Annotated in this window: 22 protein-coding genes; 7 read left to right on the forward strand and 15 right to left on the reverse strand. The window is 64.2% G+C overall.

From position 1 onward, the window contains the following. The 5 genes from VEK15_28580 to VEK15_28600 form a co-directional block, all read left to right on the forward strand. A partial coding sequence (locus VEK15_28580) for an ATP-binding protein (protein HXV64688.1) occupies positions 1 to 156 on the forward strand: 156 nt, incomplete at its 5' end. 153 nt (positions 157 to 309) lie between these two features. Beyond that, entirely contained in the window at positions 310 to 606 is a 297-nt protein-coding gene (locus VEK15_28585; protein ID HXV64689.1) for a type II toxin-antitoxin system Phd/YefM family antitoxin, read from the forward strand. Beyond that, positions 603 to 905 (forward strand): type II toxin-antitoxin system mRNA interferase toxin, RelE/StbE family, encoded by a 303-nt coding sequence (locus VEK15_28590; GenBank protein HXV64690.1) that lies wholly within the window; start codon positions 603 to 605, stop codon positions 903 to 905. Before VEK15_28585 ends, VEK15_28590 begins: the two co-directional genes overlap by 4 nt. Before the next feature lie 86 nt (positions 906 to 991). Continuing rightward, positions 992 to 3061 (forward strand): protein kinase, encoded by a 2070-nt coding sequence (locus VEK15_28595; protein ID HXV64691.1) that lies wholly within the window; start codon positions 992 to 994, stop codon positions 3059 to 3061. Between the two features lie 252 nt (positions 3062 to 3313). Then, positions 3314 to 3481, forward strand: a complete 168-nt coding sequence (locus VEK15_28600; protein HXV64692.1) for a hypothetical protein — start codon at positions 3314 to 3316, stop codon at positions 3479 to 3481. A 163-nt stretch (positions 3482 to 3644) separates the two neighbouring features. On the opposite strand, the gene VEK15_28605 is transcribed toward VEK15_28600, so the two are convergent. From VEK15_28605 to VEK15_28670, 14 genes are all read right to left on the reverse strand, one after another. Continuing rightward, entirely contained in the window at positions 3645 to 4043 is a 399-nt protein-coding gene (locus tag VEK15_28605; GenBank protein ID HXV64693.1) for a nuclear transport factor 2 family protein, read from the reverse strand. A 405-nt stretch (positions 4044 to 4448) separates the two neighbouring features. Beyond that, the gene (locus VEK15_28610; protein HXV64694.1) at positions 4449 to 4823 is read right to left on the reverse strand and encodes an STAS domain-containing protein; all 375 of its coding nucleotides are present in this window, start codon (positions 4821 to 4823) and stop codon (positions 4449 to 4451) included. A 137-nt stretch (positions 4824 to 4960) separates the two neighbouring features. Further along, positions 4961 to 5164 carry a hypothetical protein gene (locus tag VEK15_28615; protein HXV64695.1) on the reverse strand — a complete coding sequence of 68 codons (204 nt, stop codon included), beginning with the start codon at positions 5162 to 5164 and terminating at the stop codon, positions 4961 to 4963. Positions 5165 to 5325: 161 nt separating this feature from the next. Next, positions 5326 to 5817 (reverse strand): SgcJ/EcaC family oxidoreductase, encoded by a 492-nt coding sequence (locus VEK15_28620; GenBank protein HXV64696.1) that lies wholly within the window; start codon positions 5815 to 5817, stop codon positions 5326 to 5328. 301 nt (positions 5818 to 6118) lie between these two features. Next, positions 6119 to 8107 (reverse strand): CocE/NonD family hydrolase, encoded by a 1989-nt coding sequence (locus tag VEK15_28625; protein ID HXV64697.1) that lies wholly within the window; start codon positions 8105 to 8107, stop codon positions 6119 to 6121. Between the two features lie 486 nt (positions 8108 to 8593). After that, on the reverse strand, positions 8594 to 9070 hold the full coding sequence (locus VEK15_28630; protein HXV64698.1) for a nucleotidyl transferase AbiEii/AbiGii toxin family protein: 477 nt from the start codon (positions 9068 to 9070) through the stop codon (positions 8594 to 8596). A 114-nt stretch (positions 9071 to 9184) separates the two neighbouring features. Next, positions 9185 to 9385, reverse strand: a complete 201-nt coding sequence (locus VEK15_28635; protein ID HXV64699.1) for a DUF2892 domain-containing protein — start codon at positions 9383 to 9385, stop codon at positions 9185 to 9187. Further along, on the reverse strand, positions 9382 to 12564 hold the full coding sequence (locus VEK15_28640; GenBank protein ID HXV64700.1) for an efflux RND transporter permease subunit: 3183 nt from the start codon (positions 12562 to 12564) through the stop codon (positions 9382 to 9384). The genes VEK15_28635 and VEK15_28640 overlap by 4 nt, the downstream gene beginning before the upstream one ends. Further along, on the reverse strand, positions 12561 to 13721 hold the full coding sequence (locus VEK15_28645) for an efflux RND transporter periplasmic adaptor subunit (protein ID HXV64701.1): 1161 nt from the start codon (positions 13719 to 13721) through the stop codon (positions 12561 to 12563). The genes VEK15_28640 and VEK15_28645 overlap by 4 nt, the downstream gene beginning before the upstream one ends. Beyond that, entirely contained in the window at positions 13718 to 15118 is a 1401-nt protein-coding gene (locus tag VEK15_28650; GenBank protein ID HXV64702.1) for a TolC family protein, read from the reverse strand. The genes VEK15_28645 and VEK15_28650 overlap by 4 nt, the downstream gene beginning before the upstream one ends. Beyond that, the gene (locus tag VEK15_28655) at positions 15115 to 15723 is read right to left on the reverse strand and encodes a hypothetical protein (GenBank protein ID HXV64703.1); all 609 of its coding nucleotides are present in this window, start codon (positions 15721 to 15723) and stop codon (positions 15115 to 15117) included. Before VEK15_28655 ends, VEK15_28650 begins: the two co-directional genes overlap by 4 nt. A gap of 93 nt (positions 15724 to 15816) precedes the next feature. Further along, the gene (locus tag VEK15_28660; protein ID HXV64704.1) at positions 15817 to 16629 is read right to left on the reverse strand and encodes an RNA polymerase sigma factor; all 813 of its coding nucleotides are present in this window, start codon (positions 16627 to 16629) and stop codon (positions 15817 to 15819) included. Positions 16630 to 16647: 18 nt separating this feature from the next. Then, the gene (locus VEK15_28665; GenBank protein HXV64705.1) at positions 16648 to 16794 is read right to left on the reverse strand and encodes a hypothetical protein; all 147 of its coding nucleotides are present in this window, start codon (positions 16792 to 16794) and stop codon (positions 16648 to 16650) included. 135 nt (positions 16795 to 16929) lie between these two features. Then, positions 16930 to 17058, reverse strand: a complete 129-nt coding sequence (locus tag VEK15_28670; protein HXV64706.1) for a hypothetical protein — start codon at positions 17056 to 17058, stop codon at positions 16930 to 16932. Between the two features lie 36 nt (positions 17059 to 17094). Between VEK15_28670 and VEK15_28675 the strand changes: the two genes are divergently transcribed. Beyond that, complete coding sequence (locus VEK15_28675) at positions 17095 to 17229, forward strand: hypothetical protein (GenBank protein ID HXV64707.1); 135 nt, start codon at positions 17095 to 17097, stop codon at positions 17227 to 17229. 73 nt (positions 17230 to 17302) lie between these two features. Next, on the forward strand, positions 17303 to 18064 hold the full coding sequence (locus VEK15_28680; GenBank protein ID HXV64708.1) for a c-type cytochrome: 762 nt from the start codon (positions 17303 to 17305) through the stop codon (positions 18062 to 18064). A gap of 57 nt (positions 18065 to 18121) precedes the next feature. Here the strand turns inward: VEK15_28680 and VEK15_28685 are convergent, their stop codons facing one another. After that, positions 18122 to 19003: a DMT family transporter gene (locus VEK15_28685; GenBank protein ID HXV64709.1), complete on the reverse strand. Its 882-nt coding sequence runs from the start codon at positions 19001 to 19003 to the stop codon at positions 18122 to 18124. Positions 19004 to 19222 lie beyond the last annotated feature (219 nt).

A 19222-nucleotide genomic window follows, 5' to 3' on the forward strand; every position in this document is an offset into this window, starting at 1 on the left:
GACCCGGGGTTCACCACCAAAGGGGTCGGTGTGGGCACGGGTCTGGGGCTTTCGATCTGCTACAGCATCGTTCATGCTCATCGGGGCACCATCTCGGTGACGAGCGAGCTCGGGAAGAGTACGGAGTTTACCGTGCGACTCCCGATAGCGCGCTAATACCCACAACCCCGATTGGCTCACCCGAGACGGGTGTGCGATGCAAATGCTCCTAAGGTCTCCTGGTGCGGGAGACTATAGCATTCTGAGCAGCCTCGCTTCTCTCTTCTCTGCTTGAATAAGGCGTCGATAGTCAATATAATGGTCACCATAATGACCACCAAGGAGGCGCGGGTGGATCTTGGAAACTACGTACCGGTGAGCAAGGCAAAGAGCCAGCTGCTCCGCCTCATTCGGGAGGTCGAGCAGCGTGGAGAGCCCATCGCTCTCACCCGGGACGGAGTGCCGGCCGCGGTTTTGCTCGGAATGGAACAGTTTCAGGGTCTTCTAGAGACCCTCGAGATTCTCGCGGACTCGAAGACGATGCGTTCGCTCCGGCGGTCCCTCCTGCAGGCGGAGAAGCGACAGTGGGTCTCGCACGACGACGTCTTCGGTAAAGACTCGCGTTGAAGCCATTCGGCGTTCGATACACTCCGGAGGCTGCCGGCCGCATTCGTAGACTTCACCCGGACATCAAGAAACACATTCGCACTGCTATTGACGGTGTACTCGAATCACCGCTCGGAGGCCACGCCCTTCAGAACGAGCTCTCCGGCCTGCGCTCCTACCGCGTCGGAAATTATCGCGTCATTTATCGTATCCACGATACCGAACGGGCCATCGAGATCCTGCTGGTCGGCCCGCGACGGGATATTTACGAAGAGCTTCGAACGAGTCTGTTGCGGGAGCGCCCGCGCGGCCGTTCATAGCGCCCGGAGAACAGCTCGAGCCGGGCGACACTGGGCAGGTGAAGGGTGCGATTGATCGTTGCCGTTGGAAAGATTACATTTCGCCGATGTCGCGCAGCGCGGGAGAACGATTCGGCCCCTATGAGATTCTCACGCTCATCGGCAAGGGCGGAATGGGCGAGGTCTACCGGGCCACCGACACCCGGCTCGGCCGCGACGTGGCGCTCAAGGTCCTGCCCGCCGAGATGGCCTCGAGTCCGGAGCGGCTCGAGCGGTTCCGGCGCGAGGCGAAGGTCCTTGCCGCCCTCGACCACCCCGGGATCGTCACCGTGTACTCAGTGGAGGAATCGGACGGCGTTCACTTCTTGACCATGCAGCTCGTCGAGGGCGAGCCCCTCGAGCGGATGATTCCGCACGGCGGGCTTCCCTTAGAGCGGATTCTCGAGATTGCCATCGCCCTCGCCGAGGCTCTCGCCGCTGCTCACGACAAGGGTATCGTCCACCGAGATTTGAAGCCCGCCAACGTCATGATCACGGGGGACGGACGCGTGATGATCCTCGACTTCGGTCTCGCCAAGATCGCCGATCCAGCGGCGGCGGGCGGCTCGGAGATCGAAACTGGCCTGCGCACCCGCGAAGGGATCGTGATGGGGACGGTTCCCTACATGTCGCCGGAGCAGGTCTCGGGCCTGAGCGTGGACCACCGAACCGATCTCTTTTCGCTGGGGGTCATCCTCTACGAGTTGGTGACCGGCGAGCGGCCCTTCCAGGGACGCTCGACCGTCGAGCTCGCGTCTTCGATCCTTCGCGACCCGCCGCCGCCGCCTGCCGAGCTTCGAGCCGACCTACCAAAGCCGTTGGTGCGGGTGATCGAGCGCTGTCTGGAGAAGAGCGCCGCGAGCCGGTTCTCATCAGCGCGGGACGTGAGCGACGCACTGCGCGACAAGAGCGCCGAGGCGCCGTCGAGCCTGTCCCGCGTCGACGAAGGGTTCTGGGTGGCGGTGTTGCCGATCAAGTACAAAGGCACCAACCCTGACGTCGTGGCGTTGGCCGAGGGGTTGTGCGAGGAGATCGTGACCGGTCTCTCCCGTTTTTCCTACCTCCGGGTGATCGCGCGCAGCTCGACCGAGCGGTACTCGGGCGAGGCCGTGGACGTCCGCTCCGTCGGCAAGGAGATCGGCGCGCGCTACGTGATGGAGGGAAGCCTTCGCCAAGCGGGGACGAAGCTGCGTCTCGCGGTCCAGCTCGTGGATGCGACGAGCGGGGCCCATCTCTGGGCCGAGAACTACGAGCGTAGCTTCCACTCCGACGCCGTGTTCGAGCTGCAGGACGACCTCGTTCCGCGAATCGTTTCGACGGTCGCCGACATGAACGGGGTCCTCCCCCGAAGCATGAGCGAAGCCGTGCGCAGCCGCAAACCCGAAGAGTTGACGCCCTATGAAGCGGTGCTGCGCGCGTTCGGCTACTTCGAGCGGGTGACCGGAGAAGAGCTCGCGGCGGCGCGGGCCGGCCTCGAGGTGGCGGTGCGAAAGGCGCCAGCCTATGCCGATGCCTGGGCTCTGCTGGCACTCCTTTGCGCTCAGGATCACGGGCAGGGGTTCAACGTCCTTCCCGAGCCTCTTTCGAGCGGCGCCGACGCGGCGCGCCGCGCCGTGGAAGCCGGGCCATCCAATCACCTGGCCCACTTCAGTCTCGCTCAGGTGCTCTTCTTCCAGAAGGAGAAGCAGGCGTTTCGCAACGCGGCCGAGCGAGCCGTCGCGCTCAATCCGATGGACGGGAACTCCATCGCCTTCATCGGCGAGCTCCTCATCTATTCCGGCGACTTCGACCGCGGTCTCGCGCTCGCGGCGCGCGCCAAGCAGCTCAACCCCCACCATCCCGGCTGGTACTGGTACGCCGACTTCTACAACGCCTATCGCCAGGGCGACGACCGCGGTGCTCTCGCTTTCGCTCGCAAGGTGAACCTGCCTAGCCACTGGGCAGAACACCTGATGATTGCCGCCGCCTGCGGCCAACTCGGCGAGCGCGAGGCCGCTTCGAAGGCACTGCGCACTGTCCTTCGAATGCGTCCCGACGTCGCTGCCACCGTCCGCCAGGACGTCGAGAAGTGGTGGGAACCCGCGTACGTGGAACGCATCATCGACGGCTGGCGCAAGGCGGGGCTGGACGTTCCGTAGGCGACATCGCCCGAAGGACCTAGGGCTCACCGAATGAAAGTTGCCAGAGCAACTGATGGCGTGCCTTCGTGGCCACGCTCGACGCAACGCCTTCGACCGCCCGCCGCTACGGACGTGTCTTCGCACAGCTACGTCGCACCGGAACCCCAATTCCCGTCAACGATATCTGGATCGCTGCCTCGTGGTCGATAGCGGAGCTCATCTTCTGACGTTTGATGAAAACTTCAAGCGCGTGCCCGAGCTCGACGCACGGTGCACGAGAAGTTCCATATCTCGTACTGGGACGCCGCCGTCATCGAAGCAGCGCGAGCGCTGGGCTGCGCGGAGATACTCTCCGAAGACTTGAGCGATGGCCAGGACTACGACGGCGTCGTCGTCAGGAATCCGTTTTCTGATCTCACCGACGCGAAGTCGGGCTGAGCTCGCTGCTGCCTGGAAGTTTCGCGCTCACATCCCCGTTTTCAGGCGGATATTGTTCTGGGCGCGAGTGCGGCTCCGGGGAGAGCTCAACGTTCCGGCCCAAAACCGGAACCCGTATGGGGCGACTCGACTCGCCCCATTCGGGTCCCAACTGTCGCGACGTTTACGACCAGAACTCGTCCCAATTGTAGAGGTCGAAAAAGTGCTCGCGTCCGCTCACGATCTTGCCCCCTTTGACCTCGAACTCGATGCAGCAGGCGACGTCGAGGCGTTTGCCGTTACGCTCGCCGCTGTTGTGGTGAACTCCAATCACTCGGCCATTGTCTCCACCGAGCACGTGCTGCAGCGTAGCCTTGAAGGTCCCGCCCGTCTGGCCGACGTATTTTCCGAACTGCTCGAAGACCGCGTCGCGGCCCACGTTGTCGCCAGCGATCGGGCTTTTCCCGGGCGTGTGCCACGAGGCGTTCACGTCGAAGATCTCGTTGAGCGCCTCGATGTCGCTCGCGTTGAAGGCCGCGTAGCCTCGCCGGATAACCTCTGCGTTTTCCGATGCTTTGCTCATGCTAGCTCTCCTCGGGTAAGTCAAGTTTGATGACACTCATGCTACGATTCGAGCCGGGAGCCCCGCATCGGGAGAACTCCCTATTTTGGCTCCGCCCTTACATTTGGGAGAGCTCGTCGCCACCTTCTCGCTGAGCACAGGACAGCGCCTTCGGCCAGCCGCTCGAGTCGCAGCTAAGCTCCTGCCTGCTCGCTCGGTAGAGCCGCATCATCCGCGCCAGAAGTGTCGACTTGCCGCAGCGGCGAACGCCTTGCACCACGAGTGCGAGCGAATCGCTCGATCGCGCCGGAAGGGTAGATGACCGCAAGCACGATGACGAACGTCACGAGCGCGACAGTAAGTCGACGACGGCGTTTACCGGCGTCGTGCTCGAGCGCGGTGTGCTCGCGACGCGCCAGAGGAAACCTACTCGCCCTCGCTCACTTTCTTCCGCGTCGGGTCGAGGTTCTGATCGAGCTCCTCGACGATCGAGAAGATGTCTCCCACGCCCGAATCCTCCACGATCTCGAGAACTTTCTGGACCGGCGGGGTGGGGTTGAGGAGCACCACCTTGCCCGACTGAGCCTTCACCGACTTCTGGGCGCGGAAGAGCGAGCGAAGCCCCGCGCTCGAGATGTACTCGAGCTTCGAAAGATCGAACACCAGCACCTTCACGGGCTTTTCGAGCAGGGAGTCGAGCTCCGTATCCAGGACTCCCACGCTCCCGAAGTCGAGCCTGCCCTCGAGCGCGATGGTCCTGGTAAGGTGAGGCCCGTCGGTTACCTGAACCTTCAGCATCATTGAATCCCCTGGGAGGGTGCATTATAGCTCCTTGCGCCGCTTCCCGAGCGCGAGGACGTTCTCGTCTCCTTCTCGCGAGTACCTCCGCTCGTCGGTGACCGGAGTATGACTGCAACCAATTTCGTCGCGTCAGGGTTTCAGGTCGCAGTCGGCGGCGGTCCGGCGTCGGCCTTGCGGTACAACTTCAGGTGGAACGACGCATCTTCGAGGAAAGGCTCGTCTCCACAATCAACCGCCCGGAAGTGATCGGAAGCGCGGAATCGCAAAGCCGCCGCCGAGGATTCCCAGCCGCTCGCAGCGATGACGTACGTCGACACCGGACGGGAATGTTTCTCCAGCAACTCGCGCTCCTTCGCCTGGAGAAGTCCCGAAGCTTCCGTAGAAGGTCCCGATAGCAGAGCGAGCCGAGCGGAACGTCCGAGTCGATGGGGACCTGCCGTTTCGACACGAGATCGAAGCAAACTTGACCTCCCGCCGCGGCGTTCGAGCCCGACGGGATCGGCTACTTAGGCGGATCGGATACCGGGGCGTCCACCGCGACTTTCCACGAGCCGTCCGGCATCTTTCGCCAGACCACCACGTAGTGCCCCGTCTGCGTCGCGGGCTCGCCGTCCGGCCCGCTCACCGTGAGGCGATACGAGCCCGTCTCGTAGGCGAGATCCGAAGCGCGGGCCACGACGACGTCCTCGGCCTCGAACGACAGGTCGAAGTTCGGGTCCTGCATCATTCCCGCAAGGGCCTCGCCGAGGGCGGCGCGTCCGCTCACGTCGGGCGCCGCCTCCAGCATCAGAGTGGCGTCTTCGGCGTAGAACGACAGGAAACGCTCGCTGTCTTTCGCCTGCGCCGCGGCCGACCACTCCTTGACGTTCGCTCGGATCGTGGCCTCGTCCGCCGCCCGGGTATCGGGGGCTTCTGTCGGGGCCGGAGGCGCGCAACCGGCGATAACGAAGACGGCGAGAGCCATGGCGAGCGAAATTCGAATCGTCTTCTGCATCGCGTTCCTCCTGGAGGGCGCCAACATGCTTCGTCTCGGCAGCGGTGTCAAGCTGTATCCGAACCTCGGCGCCCGGCAGGGCCGGGAGCGGCCTTCTCCGGATCGAGATTACCCATCGAGTGCCTGCTGGAGATCGTCGAGCAGATCGTCGGCGTGGCCCTCCGCGAGCTCGAACACCCCTCGTCCACCGATGGATGAGTCGGTCATCGTTCCCTGGGAGTCGGGGAACGCGTATCAGAGGATCGACCTCGTAGATGCGGTGGCGGTGCCGCACGACTCGGCTAGGGACGTCGCCGCCGGCTCAGCGGTTGGCCGAGTCAGGCTGTGGTGTTTCCGCCGGTCTCGGTACCACCGTGATGGTGAGCTTCGATGGGTACTCCTTCGAATGGTGGACGGCGTTTCTTGCCACCACCGGGCTCCACTCGTCGTAGTTGTTGCCGCCGGTGTTGAGGTTTCGGTCGAACCGCGGGAAGTTGCTACTCGACACCTCGATGCGGAGGCGGTGGCCGGACGCGAAGTAGTTGCTCGTCGTGAGCGGCTGCAGCACGACTTTGTAGACTTCACCCTTCTCCATCCAAACCAGAGGTTTGTCGTAGCCGTCGCGGTAGCGGAGACGCTGGATGGTCTCGTCGAGGTTGTACGCCCGTCCGTCCGGGTAGACGTCGAGCACCTTGACGGTGAAATCGGTATCTTTGGCGTCGGAAGAGACGTAGAGCGTCGGCGTGATCGACCCGCTGAGCTCGAGGCCGCTCTCGAACGGCTCGGTCGTGTAGACGAGGATGTCGTTTCGCGCTTCCATTTTTCGCTGATCGAACGAGCCGGCTTCGACGGCGTTTCCGGTGCAACAGACGTTTCCTCCGTAGGAGGGAACCGCGTTCAGCGGATCGTAGACGAAGGTGTCCGGAGTGTCGTCCTTCGGAGGAGCCTCCACCAGCGCACCGTCGCCGTAGAGTGAGTTCGCCGCGCCGCCGCTCGCCAGGTAGAACGTGCGCTCCACTGCCCCCGCCGGAGGCCAGGTATCGGACGTCTGCCACTCGTTCGCGCCCATGGTGAAGTAGGTGACTTTGGGCAGCGTGTCGAGACGGGTCTCAGACTCCCCTTTCAGAAACCGATCGAAAAAACCGTAGACGATCTCGTCGTAATCCAGCCGAGCGTCACCCATACCGCGCTCACCGACGACGGTGTTCTTGGTCGCTCGCGTGTAGGCACAATGAGCGACGGGCGCAATGACCGCCCACTGCTGGGCAGCGATCTCTGGTGAGGCATGACTTCGAACGTGGTTGTACATCGCCAAGTTCGGTCCGATCGACACGTCGTACCACGACATGAACCACAATCCCGGCACTTCGAGGGGCATGTTGTCGTGCCACAACCCACCCTCGTACCAGGCGGGATCGTTCGGGGTCCGCTGAATCATCGCGCCTCCCGTCGGCACCGGCATCGGGTCTGCGAAGATCCCGCGAGGCCCGTTCACTTTCTGGATGATGTCCTGCACCGGGAGGTGGGCTAGCGCTTCGCTCCAGTCCACGGGCGGCATGTGGGGTGCGAGGTCGAACATGCGCGCCGCCGCTTCGAGGTTCTCCTGGCCGGTGCCGCTCGGGAACATCGGACGCACCTGGTTTTGCTGCCCGTAGATCCATGCGATGAAGAGCATTTGGATCGCACCGCCACGGTACCAGTTACCTTGCTCGTAGTAGGGGCCGACCCGGCCGACGCCCGCGCCGAAGCCCTGGACGTTCATCGCGGCGAACGCGGGGTGCCCCATCGCAGCGACTGCCATTTGCCACTCCGCGGTCGACGAGCAGCCCGTCGTCCCGACTTTTCCGTTCGACCACGGTTGTCGCTGCATCCACTCGAGCATGTCGTAGCCGTCGTCGGGTGAGCCGAGGATGTCGTAGTTACCCTCCGAGAAGAAATGACCACGCTCGTTTTGAACGACGTAGGCGTAGCCGCGCTTCACCGCGGTGAGGGCGCGGGTCATGTCCGCGGGCACTCCGTTGTCGACGTCCCAGTAATTGAAGTTGTAGGGCGTGCGGGACCACACGATCGGTACCTTGCCGGACGCGTTCCGTGGACGATAGATATCGGTGGCGAGACGGACACCGTCACGCATTGGGATCATGAGCTTGCGCTCCACGATCGCGATTTCCTGGAGCTCTTCCTCGAGGCTAGCGCGGTCGGCCCTCTGCTGTGGCGTGAGAAGGTCCCGCCGCTGGGCGAGCACGAGCGACGGCAGAGTGAGACAGAAAGCCGCGATGAGGGCTCGGTGGACGACTGTGGCAATCGACATGGCGAGATCCTAGCCTCGAGCTTCCAAACCCGCAATGCGAGTTCATTCCTACCAAGGCAGCCGGCGAAACGCCGTTAGATTTCCGTATCTCGCATTGGCTTCGTTGGAGGCTTCCGCCGACAACGTCGAGTGTCCCTATTGGGAATCGCGGTCTTCATTCTGCCGCACTCGATGGGCCTCATCGTACGAGCGGAACTTCCGCACGCCGGGACGGCGTGGGCTCGAGTGCAAACGCGCCGTGAGCTCGATGAGCTCGCAAGCGATACGCAGGTTGTCCGGATCCAAGGGGGCTCTCGCAGGTGGTCCAGGCATATCCGAGACCGAGCGAAACTTCCGAACGCCCATCCTAGAGTGCTCAATACCGTGGCGGGACCCGCAATTGATCGAGCCGCCACGGCTCGGCCTTCGCGGCGCTTCGCGCCGATCTCGCGTCAGACGTTTTGGCCGCCGCTCGGCAGGCTGGGCAGTACTTTTTCATCAGCCTGACTAGTCCTCGTCACTCAGATCGAATCGCTCGCGTAAGGTCGCTGCGTCGAGCCGGTCCTGAGGCCGCACGGTATCTTTCTTCATGCGATAGATTTGAGCAGGAGTGGCCACTCGAATGGAGACGTCATCGACGACCAGCACCTCTGACTCGAGGTCCTCGAAGCGCCACGCCTCGCCTAAGCGCGACAAAATGTCGAGGGAGAAACGCCCGTGCGGCGGTGTGTACTCGATGGCTGGGTAGTCACCTCCGAGGTCGGCGGCGGTGATCTCGTCGACGTTCGCGTCATCGTCGAAGACGCTCTTGAGCGCCCGCTTCAACCGTTCGACATTTTCCGATTCCGGAGAGACGAAGAAGTCGACGTCGCGGGTTGCTCGGATCACGCCTTGAGCGGCCATTGCCATCGAACCGATGAGCACGTAGTCGACTTTTTCGCGCTCGAAAGCCGCCAGGATTTGCAACGCCTCATCGAAGGTCACACTACGATTGTAGTGTCAGCCGAAAGCCGGCGTCTAATTTGGTCATCCGGACGCAAACGCTCCAACTCGATGTTACCGCGGGCCTCCCCCGAGCATCAGCGACATCTGGGTGACTCAGCTTCCGGCCTGCGCCGGGACTCCGAGCTTCCGGAGCAGGGTCATCATCGGGCACCAGTTCGTGAACGCCGACTGGGCGAGGTTGACGCCCACGAAGGCGGTGAACAGATAGAACCCGGGATGGACGGCGTAGCCGAGGGCGAGCGAGAGAACGACGAGCGTTCCCGCGATGAATCGAAGATAGCGTTCGATGGTCATGGTACGTGCTCCTTCGTCTTGAGCAGGAAATAGGCCACCGGAACGGTGGCCCGAGACAACAGCAGGGACGCGACCTCTCCCGCCATGAGGGAGATCGCGAGTCCCTGGAAGATCGGATCGAACAAGATGACGGCGGCGGCGACGACGACCGCGGCGGCAGTGAGCAGCATCGGCCGGAATCGGACGGCGCCCGCGTCGATGACCGCCTCGGGAAGCGGCATCCCTTCCCGTAAACGAAGCTCGACGAAATCGACGAGGATGATGGAGTTGCGGACGACGATGCCGGCGCCGGCGATGAAGCCGATCATCGACGTGGCGGTGAAGAACGCGCCGCCCATACCGTGGGCCGGGAGGATCCCGACGAGCGAGAAGGGGATGGCAGACATGATGACGACGGGCACGGAGAAGGACTGGAACCAGGCGACGACGAGGATGTAAATGAGCACGAGGACGGCCGCGAAGGCGAGGCCGAGGTCGCGAAAAACCTCGTAGGTAATGTGCCACTCACCATCCCACTTCATGCTGTACGTCTGGCTCTCGAGGGGGACGCTCGCCGTGTACTGTTCGAGCGCGTAACCCTCGGGGAGCTCGATCGCCCGGATCTCCGGGGCGAGCTTCAGAATGGCGTAGACGGGGCTCTCGATGGCGCCGGCGACGTCTGCCGTGACGTAGACGACCGGGAGAAGGTTTTTGTGATAGATGCTCCGGTCCGCCGTCACTCGTTCGACCGTGGCGAGCTCGCCCACGGGCACGATCGCTCCGGACTCACTACGGACGCGCAGGCTCAACAGCTCGTCGAGGTCGGAGCGGGTGGCGCGGTCGAGCCGCAGCATGAGGGGAACGTCCTCTTGTGAGCGTTCGTCGTGGAGCAGCCCGACGCTCTCACCCGCCGTCGCCAGGCGAACCGCGCGGGCGACGGTATCGAGGCGGACACCGGCGAGCGCAGTCTTCTCCTGGTCGACCCGCAATCGAAACTCGGGTTGCTCGTCCTCGACGTACCAATCGACATCGACGACCCCCGGCAAAACCTCCATCCGTTCGCGGACCGACTCGGCTAGCTCGATCTGCCGCTCGTAGTCGGGACCGTAGATCTCGGCGACGAGCGTCTGGAGGACCGGAGGGCCGGGCGGCACCTCGACGACCTTGAGCCGAGCGCCTAGCATTCCGGCGGATTCCTGGAGCGATTCCCGCAGCCGCTTGGCGATCTCATGGCTCGCGTCCTTCCGCTCGCCTTTGGGCACCAGGTTCACCTGAACGTCGGCGACGTTCGAGCCTCGGCGGAGAAAGTAGTGGCGCACGAGGCCGTTGAAGGTGTAGGGACCCGACGTGCCGGCGTAGATCTGATAGTGCGTAACCTCTTCTTGCTGTCGAACGACATCGACGAAGTGTCTCGCGGCGGCGAGCGTCTCCTCGAGCGTCGTGCCCTCCGGCATGTCGATGACGAGCTGGAGCTCGCTCTTGTTGTCGAAGGGAAGCATCTTGACCTCGACGATCCCGACCGCGACGAGTCCCATGGAGCCGAGGAGCATCACGACCACCGTCGCGAGGAAGAACCGCCGGTGGGTGCGACTCCGTATCAACTTTCCCATCGCGATGCGGTAGAGGCGGGTCGACGAGCCTTCCGCTTGGTGCTCACCGTGCACTCCACTCCCTCCCATGAGGCGGACGGTCGCCCACGGGGTTACCACGAAGGCCACGATCAGCGAGAAGACCATCGCCGCCGAGGCGCCAATCGGGATCGGGCGCATATAGGGGCCCATGAGACCACTCACGAAGGCCATGGGAAGAATGGCGGCTATGACCGTCAAGGTCGCGAGGATGGTGGGGTTGCCGACTTCGTCGACGGCCTCGACCGCGACCTCCGCCATGCTGCGCCCGCGATTGCCGGGCAATCGGCGATGGCGCGCGACGTTCTCGACGACGACGATGGCGTCGTCCACGAGGATGCCGATGGAAAAGATGAGTGCGAAGAGGGTGATGCGGTTGAGCGTGAAGCCGTAGAAGTAGAAGACGGAGAGCGTTAGCGCGAGCGTCGCGGGGATTGCGAGCAGAACGATGACCGCTTCGCGTCGTCCGAGCGTCCAGGCGATGAGGAGGGCGACGCTGACCACCGCGATCGCCATATGAAAGAGTAGCTCGTTGCTCTTCTCCGCCGCCGTCTCGCCGTAATCCCGTGTCACAGTGATGGTGACGTCCTCGGGGACGAGACGGCCCTTGAGCGAGCGTACCCTCTCCATGATCCGGTGGTTCAGGGCGACCGCGTTGACGCCCTTTCGCTTGGCGACCGCGATGGTGACGGCGGGCCACTCGCCTCCCTCCGCCTTGTCCCCGAAGAAAACGTACTGGGTCGGCTCTTCGCCGGCGTCCTCGATCCGAGCGACATGCTCGAGGAAGACGGGGCGACCCCGGTGCGCACCGACGACGATGCGGCCTACCTCCTCGGCGTCCGTCAGCCATTGGCCCGTCGATAGGATCAACTCGCGGTTGTTGGCCGTGAGCCGTCCCGCGGGGAGCTTCCGGTTCGCGCCGCCGAGACGGTCCGCGACCGTGGTCGGCGAGAGCCCGCGGGCTTCGAGGGCGTCCGGGTCGAGGAAGACTTGCAGCTGGCGACGCGCGCCCCCGATGAGGGTGACCTCGCTCACGTCGGGTACTTGCTTCACCGCCTCGGCGAGCTCCGCCGCCGCTTGCCGAAGCGTGAGGTGGTCGTAGCGGCGGCTCCACAGCGTCAGCGCGAGCACGGGGACGTCGTCGATCGAGCGGGGCTTAACGAGGGGTGGGCTGGCTCCCGGCGGGAGGCGGTCGGCATGGCTCGAGAGCTTGTTGTTCAGTCTTACAGCGGCGTCTTCCTCGTTCGCGCCGACGAGGAAACGCACGACGATGAGGCTCGAGCCCGGACTCGACGTCGAGTAGAGATACTCGACGCCGGGGACTTCCCACAGGAGCTTCTCGAGTGGTCCGGTGACGCGCTCTTCGATCTCTCGCGGCGAGGCCCCCGGCATCTCGACGAACACGTCGAACATCGGCACGATGATCTGCGGCTCCTCCTCCCGGGGGAGCTGCCAGAGCGTGAAGAGCCCGAGCGCGACCGAGGCGATGAGGAAGAGGGGAGTCAGCTTGGAGTCGATGAACGCCCGGGCGACCTTTCCCGCGGCGCCGAGCCCGTTCTCGCCCCGCGTCATGACGGCACGACCACGGCAACGCCCTCTTCAGCGACGACGCTTCCGTCGATGATGACGCGGTCACCCGCGTCGAGACCGGACAGCACTTCCATGCGGTCGCCCCGCTTTCGTCCGAGCATCACGAGCCGGAGCCGGGCCCGGTCGTCGACGACGACGTAGACCAGCTCGAGCTGGCCTCGGCGTATGACGGCACTCTCCGGGATCAATACGCGCTCGACGGTTCCGGTTTCGAGCTCGACTCGCACGAACGCTCCGGCGACGCGGTTCTCGGTCGCGCTCGCCGATGAGTCTTCGAGCGAGACCCTGGCGAGAAACGAGCGACTCTGCGGGTCGACCGCGGGCTCGACCTCGCTCACGATCCCTGGAACCCGCTCGTTCTCCGACAAGAGCACCTGGGCTCGGTCTCCGGGACGGACCTTTCCCGCGAGCGCCTCGTCGAGATAAACCTCCGCCTGTACCGCGCCCGTTTTCTCGACGGTGAGAAGGGGGGTGCCTGGTGCGGCGAGGTTGCCTACCTCGACGGGCCGTTCGATGACACGCCCGTCGAAGGGAGCGCGCAGGCTCGTATAGCCGTGCGCGGCCCGTGCGGCGTCGAGCTCGGCGCGAGCACGCACGAGACTCGATTGGATACGAGCGAGGCGGGCTTCGGCTCCGCGCAGCCCGGCCTCCGCGGAGCGGAGCTCGGTCTCGGCTTGGTCCATCTCCTGTGCTGTCGCCGCGCGCTGGTTCCGCAGGGTCAGAATGCGTTCGTGGGTCGCGCGGGCCAGCTCGTATTGAGCTTCGGCCGCTGCTCGTCCACTCTCGGCTTCGGTGAGCGCTGCCTCCGCCTCGACAACGGCCGCCTCGGAGGCGCGAAGACGCGCTTCGAGGTCGTCGCCCTCGATCGTGAGCAGCTCCTGACCGGCCCGCACCTCCTCACCGGCGCGAACGGCGATCGTGCGTACGTAGCCGGGGACCCGGCTCGAGAGCACGGCGGTCTCCTGAGCGACGAGCGTTCCGCTCGCTCGGTGAAGCTGCGGAACCTGCTCGCGGCTCAAGAGCACCACCGACGTTTCCACCGGCGAGCCTCCGGGCTCGGATGCGCGTTCCTCGCCTCCGCAGGCGAACGTAAGGGCAGCGGCCAAGGGCAGTATCGAATGAATGCGTTTCGTTCTCACGGTTGTATCGCCTCCGAGCTCGGGCTGAGCGTTCCCGTCAGACGTTCGAGCTCGGCGATCGCCACGCGCGTTTCCGCCGTGGCCTGGAGCTCCCGGAGCTCGCTCGCCATGAGCGCGTTCTGACTTCGCAATAACTCCGTAACGCTGGCGAGCCCACTCTCGTAACGGGCGCGCGTGATGCGGTGGCTCTCGCGAGCGCGGGCTGCAGCCCCCTCGCTCACCGAGAGCCGCTCCCGTGCGGTCTCGATGTCGAGAAAAGCCCGGCGAAGGCTCTGGCGAATCCGGCTCTCGGTCTCGGCTCGCCGCGCCCGCGCGGCCGACAACTCGGCCTCCGCTTCTCGGGTGCGCGCCCGGTCCCCGAGACCATTGAAGAGGTTCATGCGCAGGGAGACTCCGAGCATCCAGTTCGTGCCTCCGCTCCCCGTGAAGCTCGCGCGATCGGATTCCCATCCGGCGTGAACGAAGATGGAGGGGAGAAAAGCGCTGCGCGCTTGACGATGAGCCAGCTCCGCGGACTGGACGTGAAGCTCGCCGCGTCGCAGCTCCGGGTTGTGGACGAGCCCCTCGGACGCGAGCCCCGCTTCCACCTGCGATGATGAGCTCTCCGAGCGGGGGCTGGTGCGGGTGTTGGTGTTGGGTGCCGGCGTCAGCGGGGTCGAGAGCTTCCAGCGTGCTTCGAGAGGTGCTCCCATCGCCGCGTTGAGCTCCATCCAGCTCAGCTCCACCATGTTCTCGGCGACGATGCGGTTCTCCTCGAGCTCCGAGCGTCGTACCTCGAGCGCGAGCACGTCGGCGTCCGTGGTGAGGCCGGCGTCCCGGCTTACGCGGGCGCTCCGGAGGTCCTCGTCACCGACGGCGAGCGTGTCCTCCGCGACCTCGAGCTGTCGTGCCGCGAGGAGCACGCCGTAATAGCCGCGAACCACGCGGAGCATTACGTCCATCTCGGTCTCGCGGGCGGTCTCGAGCGACTCGTCGCGGCCGAGCCGGGCTCGTCTTCGCTCGAGCCAGTTATTGCCGCCCGCGAAGACGGTTTGCTCGAGGAGGAAGCGAGACTGGAACAAAGAGAGGGGGCTCGGCTGGTTGAGCTCGTCGAGGGCGAAGTTGCTCTCGGTGAAACGGCCTTGGTTGAGGAGCGAGCCGAACACGAAAACGGGGTTGTCGCTCCGGGTCGCCGACTCGATGAAGTCGAGCCGGGGCAGGAGCGCCGCGCGCGCTTGCTCGATTCGGGCCGCGCTCGCGTCGGTCGTAGCGGCGGCGGCGAGCATCATCGGGCTCTGTGCGCGGGCGCTCGCGACAGCGGCCGGCAGGGAGAGGGTCTCGGTCTCTCGTGGCGTCTGACCCACGAGGCCTGCCCCGGCGGACGTCAGGCTCAGGAGCAACAACGTCGTACCGATCAACGGTTCCTCTCGTCTTTGCTCTCCGGCCTCTCGGGGCGCTCGGGAACCGCGTGGTTCTTGCGCATCTCGATGTGGCCGTTCTCGATGAACCCGTTGACGACCTCGGCATGCGCTTGGATGAGCTGGACGACGTAGGGGTCGGTCGAGGTTTCCTTGACCCGGATTCCTTTCTCGGTCGCGACCATCGCAATCTCGATCGCGTCGGCGTGCCGGAAGACCTCGGCGAAGAGGGGATCCCGGGCGTGAATCGGACGGGTCTCCCGCATCCGCTGGTACATGGCGGTGACGTGCTCGCGAATCTTCGCGGCGACCTCGTGGTCGTCCGACTCGGTCAAGCTCTCGATGCCGTTGTCGAACTGCGTCACGTCGCGGCGGATCGCGTCTCGGTTGTCCAGCAGAAAGCGAAAGACCGCCATATCGTCCGCATGGGTCTCGTCCCCCATGCCCATGCCCATACCCGTACCCATACCGTGTTGCCCGCCGCGGCCCTCTTGCCTACGGCAGCAAGCCTGTTCCCCGGACGCCCCATAGGTCTCGTTGGGGGTGAGCGCCAGGACGAGCCCGAGCCCCAGCACATGGAAGAGCCCGGCGACGCCTTTCACCATGGGTGAACCTCTCTTTCTGTCCCTTTGGAGACACGACGGGGGGGTGGGGTTCCCGGAATTTCTCCGGGCGGGCTCAGGTTCAGACGGCCGTGCTCACGGCCGGACCTTTTCCGCCGAGACCTTGTCCAGGATGACGCGACGGATTTCCGGGGGCAGCTCGCCGTCGGCGAGTCGGCGGCACGTATCCGTGGCGAGGTCGAGCGTCAGAAAGAGGGATCGGCACCGCCGGCAGAGCTCGTGCTGAGGTACGGGGAACTCGCTACGTCGATCCAGGGCCTGCTGCTTCAACTCGAGCAGGTCCAGGCAGATCTGTCGCGAGTGGTCGGGTGGCGGGGCTGGCACCCGCGGAAGATGCCGTCGCAGCTCCTTGGCGAGGTAGAGCCGCGCGCGGTGGACCCGGGTCTTCACCGTTGCCGGTTTGATGCCGAGTATCTCCGCGACCTCTTCCGTGGAGAGCTCCATGAGCTCTTTCAGAAAGAGCGGGAGCCGGAAGGCCTCGGGGAGGTGGCCGATGGCTTCGTCCACCGCGTCCCGCGTTTCCCTCCGTAATACTAGCTGCTCGGGGCTGAGCGAGGCGTCTCCGAGTTGAACGACGGGCTCGTCGGGAGACGGCAAGACGTCGAGTGACGCGAGATTTTTGGGCTCGCCGGCGCGCCGCCGCTTCCGGCGGGTACAGAGGCGCGACGCGATCCGGTAGAGCCAGGTCGAGGGCTGGGAGCGGCCCTCGAACTGATCCCACTTTCGGTACGCCTGGAGAAACGTCTCCTGGACGAGATCCTCGGCGTCCTGGGGAGTCCCGCACATCTTGAGGCCGAGGCCGAAAATGCGGCCACCGTAGTCGTCGAGAAGCTCCGGTAGGGCGGCATCCCTCGCTTTACCGGCGCTGCCGCTCCCGACATCCGTCATGGGTCGACCCGGGGCGCCTCAGCTCAAGTCGAAGAGCTCGACCGCATTCTCCGCCACGAGCTTGTCTCGCTCGGCCGGCGGGACACCCTCGAAGAGCTCATCGAGAGCTTTTTGCGTCTCAACGCCCACCGAGATCGTGTGGGAGTCGGCGCTGATGATTCTCACGCTGGGGTTGCCTCGACTTCGAAGCTTACCATGCTGCGAAACGTGGGCGAGGGCAGCCAATCGAGCTCTCCTCGTTCATATCCAGCGAGACGTCGGAATCGAAAGAGTCGAGCGGAAGCCGCATGGTGACGTGGATCATCGGAGAGCGACGGACTTCGACCGAGACCGTCTCGAAAGCCGGTCGGCTAACCAGATCGCCACGAGCGCCACCAGCACGGTGACGGCGGCGAGACGATAGGCCTCGGGATCGCGACCGAGCTGCACGAGCTGAAAGATGAGAGCGTCTGAGTCTCTTCGGGAATGTTGCCCACCACTGACGTCGCGCCGGACGGGCGACTCCTGTTACTGACGCCGGGTGACTCCGGTGCAGTACCCGAGTTCGAGATTACAGTCGTCATCGACTGGACCGAGGAGCTGAAACGGCTCGTACCGTAGTTTCCCATCGTCCGTAGTAACCGTCACCACACCTCGGAGGAGTTCCACCGGATATGATGAGGAATGTTACGACATGACTGAGAAGATCGCGCCTTCGTTGCTGTTTGTATTGGCGTTCGCCGCAAGCGCTGGTGCGCAGGAGTTTCGTTGGCCAGAAGAGCCCGAGAACTTGCGGGCGCTTGCCTCGTCCGTCAAAGGGAGTGAGCTCGGAGCCATCATGCGAGGTTTCGCCACCGGCCTCGGTGTGCGGTGTGAGTACTGCCACAGCGCGAAAAAAGGCCAGGAGCTCGAGCCCATGGACCTCACGACTTTCGATTTTGCGTCTGACACCAATCCCATGAAAGACAAAGCGCGCGCGATGATCGTCATGGTGCGAGCGATCAACGAAGACCATCTCTCGAAACTGGAAGGCACGATCCGCGTCGAGTGCGTGACTTGTCATCGCGGGCAACCCCAGCCGCGAATGCTCGAAGACGTCCTCGCCGAGATCATCGACGAGGAAGGTGTCGACGCCGCTGTCGAAAAATACGAGGAGTTGCGGACATCGTATTACGGTGGGTTCTCTTACAACTTCAAAGCGGGTACCCTCGGAAGCCTGGGAGAACGGCTCCTCGATGAAGGGAAGACCCGGGAAGCTGTCCGTATCCTCGAGCTCGAGCTCGAGCACAACCCGGACTTTGCCTACGGCCACTACCTCGCAGCGACCGCGTACGAGAAGACCGGCGAGCATGCTGCCGCCATCGCCCACATGGAGCAAGCCGTGTCCCTCGCCCCGCCCGACCAGGGGAAGGGATTCTTCCAGCGTGCACTCGATAGGTTGAAGGGACAAAACTGAGCCTGGGTCGCCTCCACTCGACAACCAAACGTCCGCACACATTCCACTCTCGACCCTTCAGGCGCGGCGTTTGCTCAGGATGATGATGTTTCCGACGAGGCTCAGGCACAAGCCGAGGACCGTCGAGGGATGCCAGACGAACCCTTCGACCCATGTCGAGAGGGCCAGCGCGACGAGCGGAAACAACACGGAAGCGTAGGCGGCCTTGTCGGCGCCGATGCGGCCCAGAAGCGAAAGGTAAGCTCCAAAGGCGAGCGCCGTTCCGAAGAGCGAGAGGTAGAGGAGCGAGATCAGGTACGAAGCGCTGAGGGGAACGGGAAAGTCTTTCCCCGTGAAGAGGGCGAAACCCGCGACGAACAGAGCGCCATAGGCCATGCCAAAGGCGTTCGACGGCACGACGGGAAGTCTCCGCTTCTGGTTCCACGCGGAGAGCATGTTCCCGATGGAAGAAAAGGCCGCGGCGCTCACGATGAGACCGAGACCCAGGAGGCCTTCCGGCGAGGCTCGAAAGCCCGCGAGGTCGGGCCAGAAGACCAGCCCGATACCGACAGCTCCGAGCGCGGCGCCCATCAACACGGGAAGCCGGATCGGGTTGCCGAAGAAGACCCGGGTTCCGAGGATGTTCAGAAACACGATGACGGTGAATCCCACGGCGGTGAGGCCAGAAGAGATGAACCGCTCCGCGTGGTAGGTGAGCACGTAGTTCACCGCGAACAGGAAAAGGCCCTGGAGAGCCATGAAACGGTGATCCCGAGCTGAGAACTTCAACGGGTAGCCGCGGACGAAGCAGTACGCGAGGAGGAGTGCCGCGGCGAGGGCAAAACGATAGGCAACCGAGACCTCTACTGGCGCGGGCCCGAGTTGGTAGGTGATCGCGAGCCAAGTCGTTCCCCAGATCAGGACCGAGGTCGAGTAGAGGAAGACATCGCGGGGACTCACGGAGTGAAGCGGTGAATCTACTGCGGGTCGGACGCGTCGTCAAAGGGCTACACGTCCATGGCGTTGTCTCGTGCCTTCAGCGGCCGAAGGAGGGATGACCTGAAGGCGACGTCGAGCCCTCTTGGAACGTGTTCCAGCCCGCTGACGGAAGCGGTATTTCGAAGCGAGCTCAGCGTCGGCGAGCGCCGAATACGTTCCCGGCACCAAGGACGGATCGCG

The sequence above is a fragment of the Vicinamibacteria bacterium genome, from assembly GCA_035620555.1.
Classification (GTDB): domain Bacteria; phylum Acidobacteriota; class Vicinamibacteria; order Marinacidobacterales; family SMYC01; genus DASPGQ01.

Excerpts from the sequence above, each read along its gene's own strand:
- VEK15_28635 (HXV64699.1), bottom strand. The coding sequence starts at position 9,385 with ATGACCATCGAACGCTATCTTCGATTCATCGCGGGAACGCTCGTCGTT.
- VEK15_28625 (HXV64697.1), bottom strand. The coding sequence starts at position 8,107 with ATGTCGATTGCCACAGTCGTCCACCGAGCCCTCATCGCGGCTTTCTGT.
- VEK15_28610 (HXV64694.1), bottom strand. The coding sequence starts at position 4,823 with ATGATGCTGAAGGTTCAGGTAACCGACGGGCCTCACCTTACCAGGACC.
- VEK15_28655 (HXV64703.1), bottom strand. The coding sequence starts at position 15,723 with ATGGTGAAAGGCGTCGCCGGGCTCTTCCATGTGCTGGGGCTCGGGCTC.
- VEK15_28595 (HXV64691.1), top strand. The coding sequence starts at position 992 with ATGTCGCGCAGCGCGGGAGAACGATTCGGCCCCTATGAGATTCTCACG.
- VEK15_28585 (HXV64689.1), top strand. The coding sequence starts at position 310 with ATGACCACCAAGGAGGCGCGGGTGGATCTTGGAAACTACGTACCGGTG.
- VEK15_28660 (HXV64704.1), bottom strand. The coding sequence starts at position 16,629 with ATGACGGATGTCGGGAGCGGCAGCGCCGGTAAAGCGAGGGATGCCGCC.
- VEK15_28680 (HXV64708.1), top strand. The coding sequence starts at position 17,303 with ATGACTGAGAAGATCGCGCCTTCGTTGCTGTTTGTATTGGCGTTCGCC.
- VEK15_28675 (HXV64707.1), top strand. The coding sequence starts at position 17,095 with ATGTTGCCCACCACTGACGTCGCGCCGGACGGGCGACTCCTGTTACTG.
- VEK15_28605 (HXV64693.1), bottom strand. The coding sequence starts at position 4,043 with ATGAGCAAAGCATCGGAAAACGCAGAGGTTATCCGGCGAGGCTACGCG.
- VEK15_28620 (HXV64696.1), bottom strand. The coding sequence starts at position 5,817 with ATGCAGAAGACGATTCGAATTTCGCTCGCCATGGCTCTCGCCGTCTTC.
- VEK15_28640 (HXV64700.1), bottom strand. The coding sequence starts at position 12,564 with ATGACGCGGGGCGAGAACGGGCTCGGCGCCGCGGGAAAGGTCGCCCGG.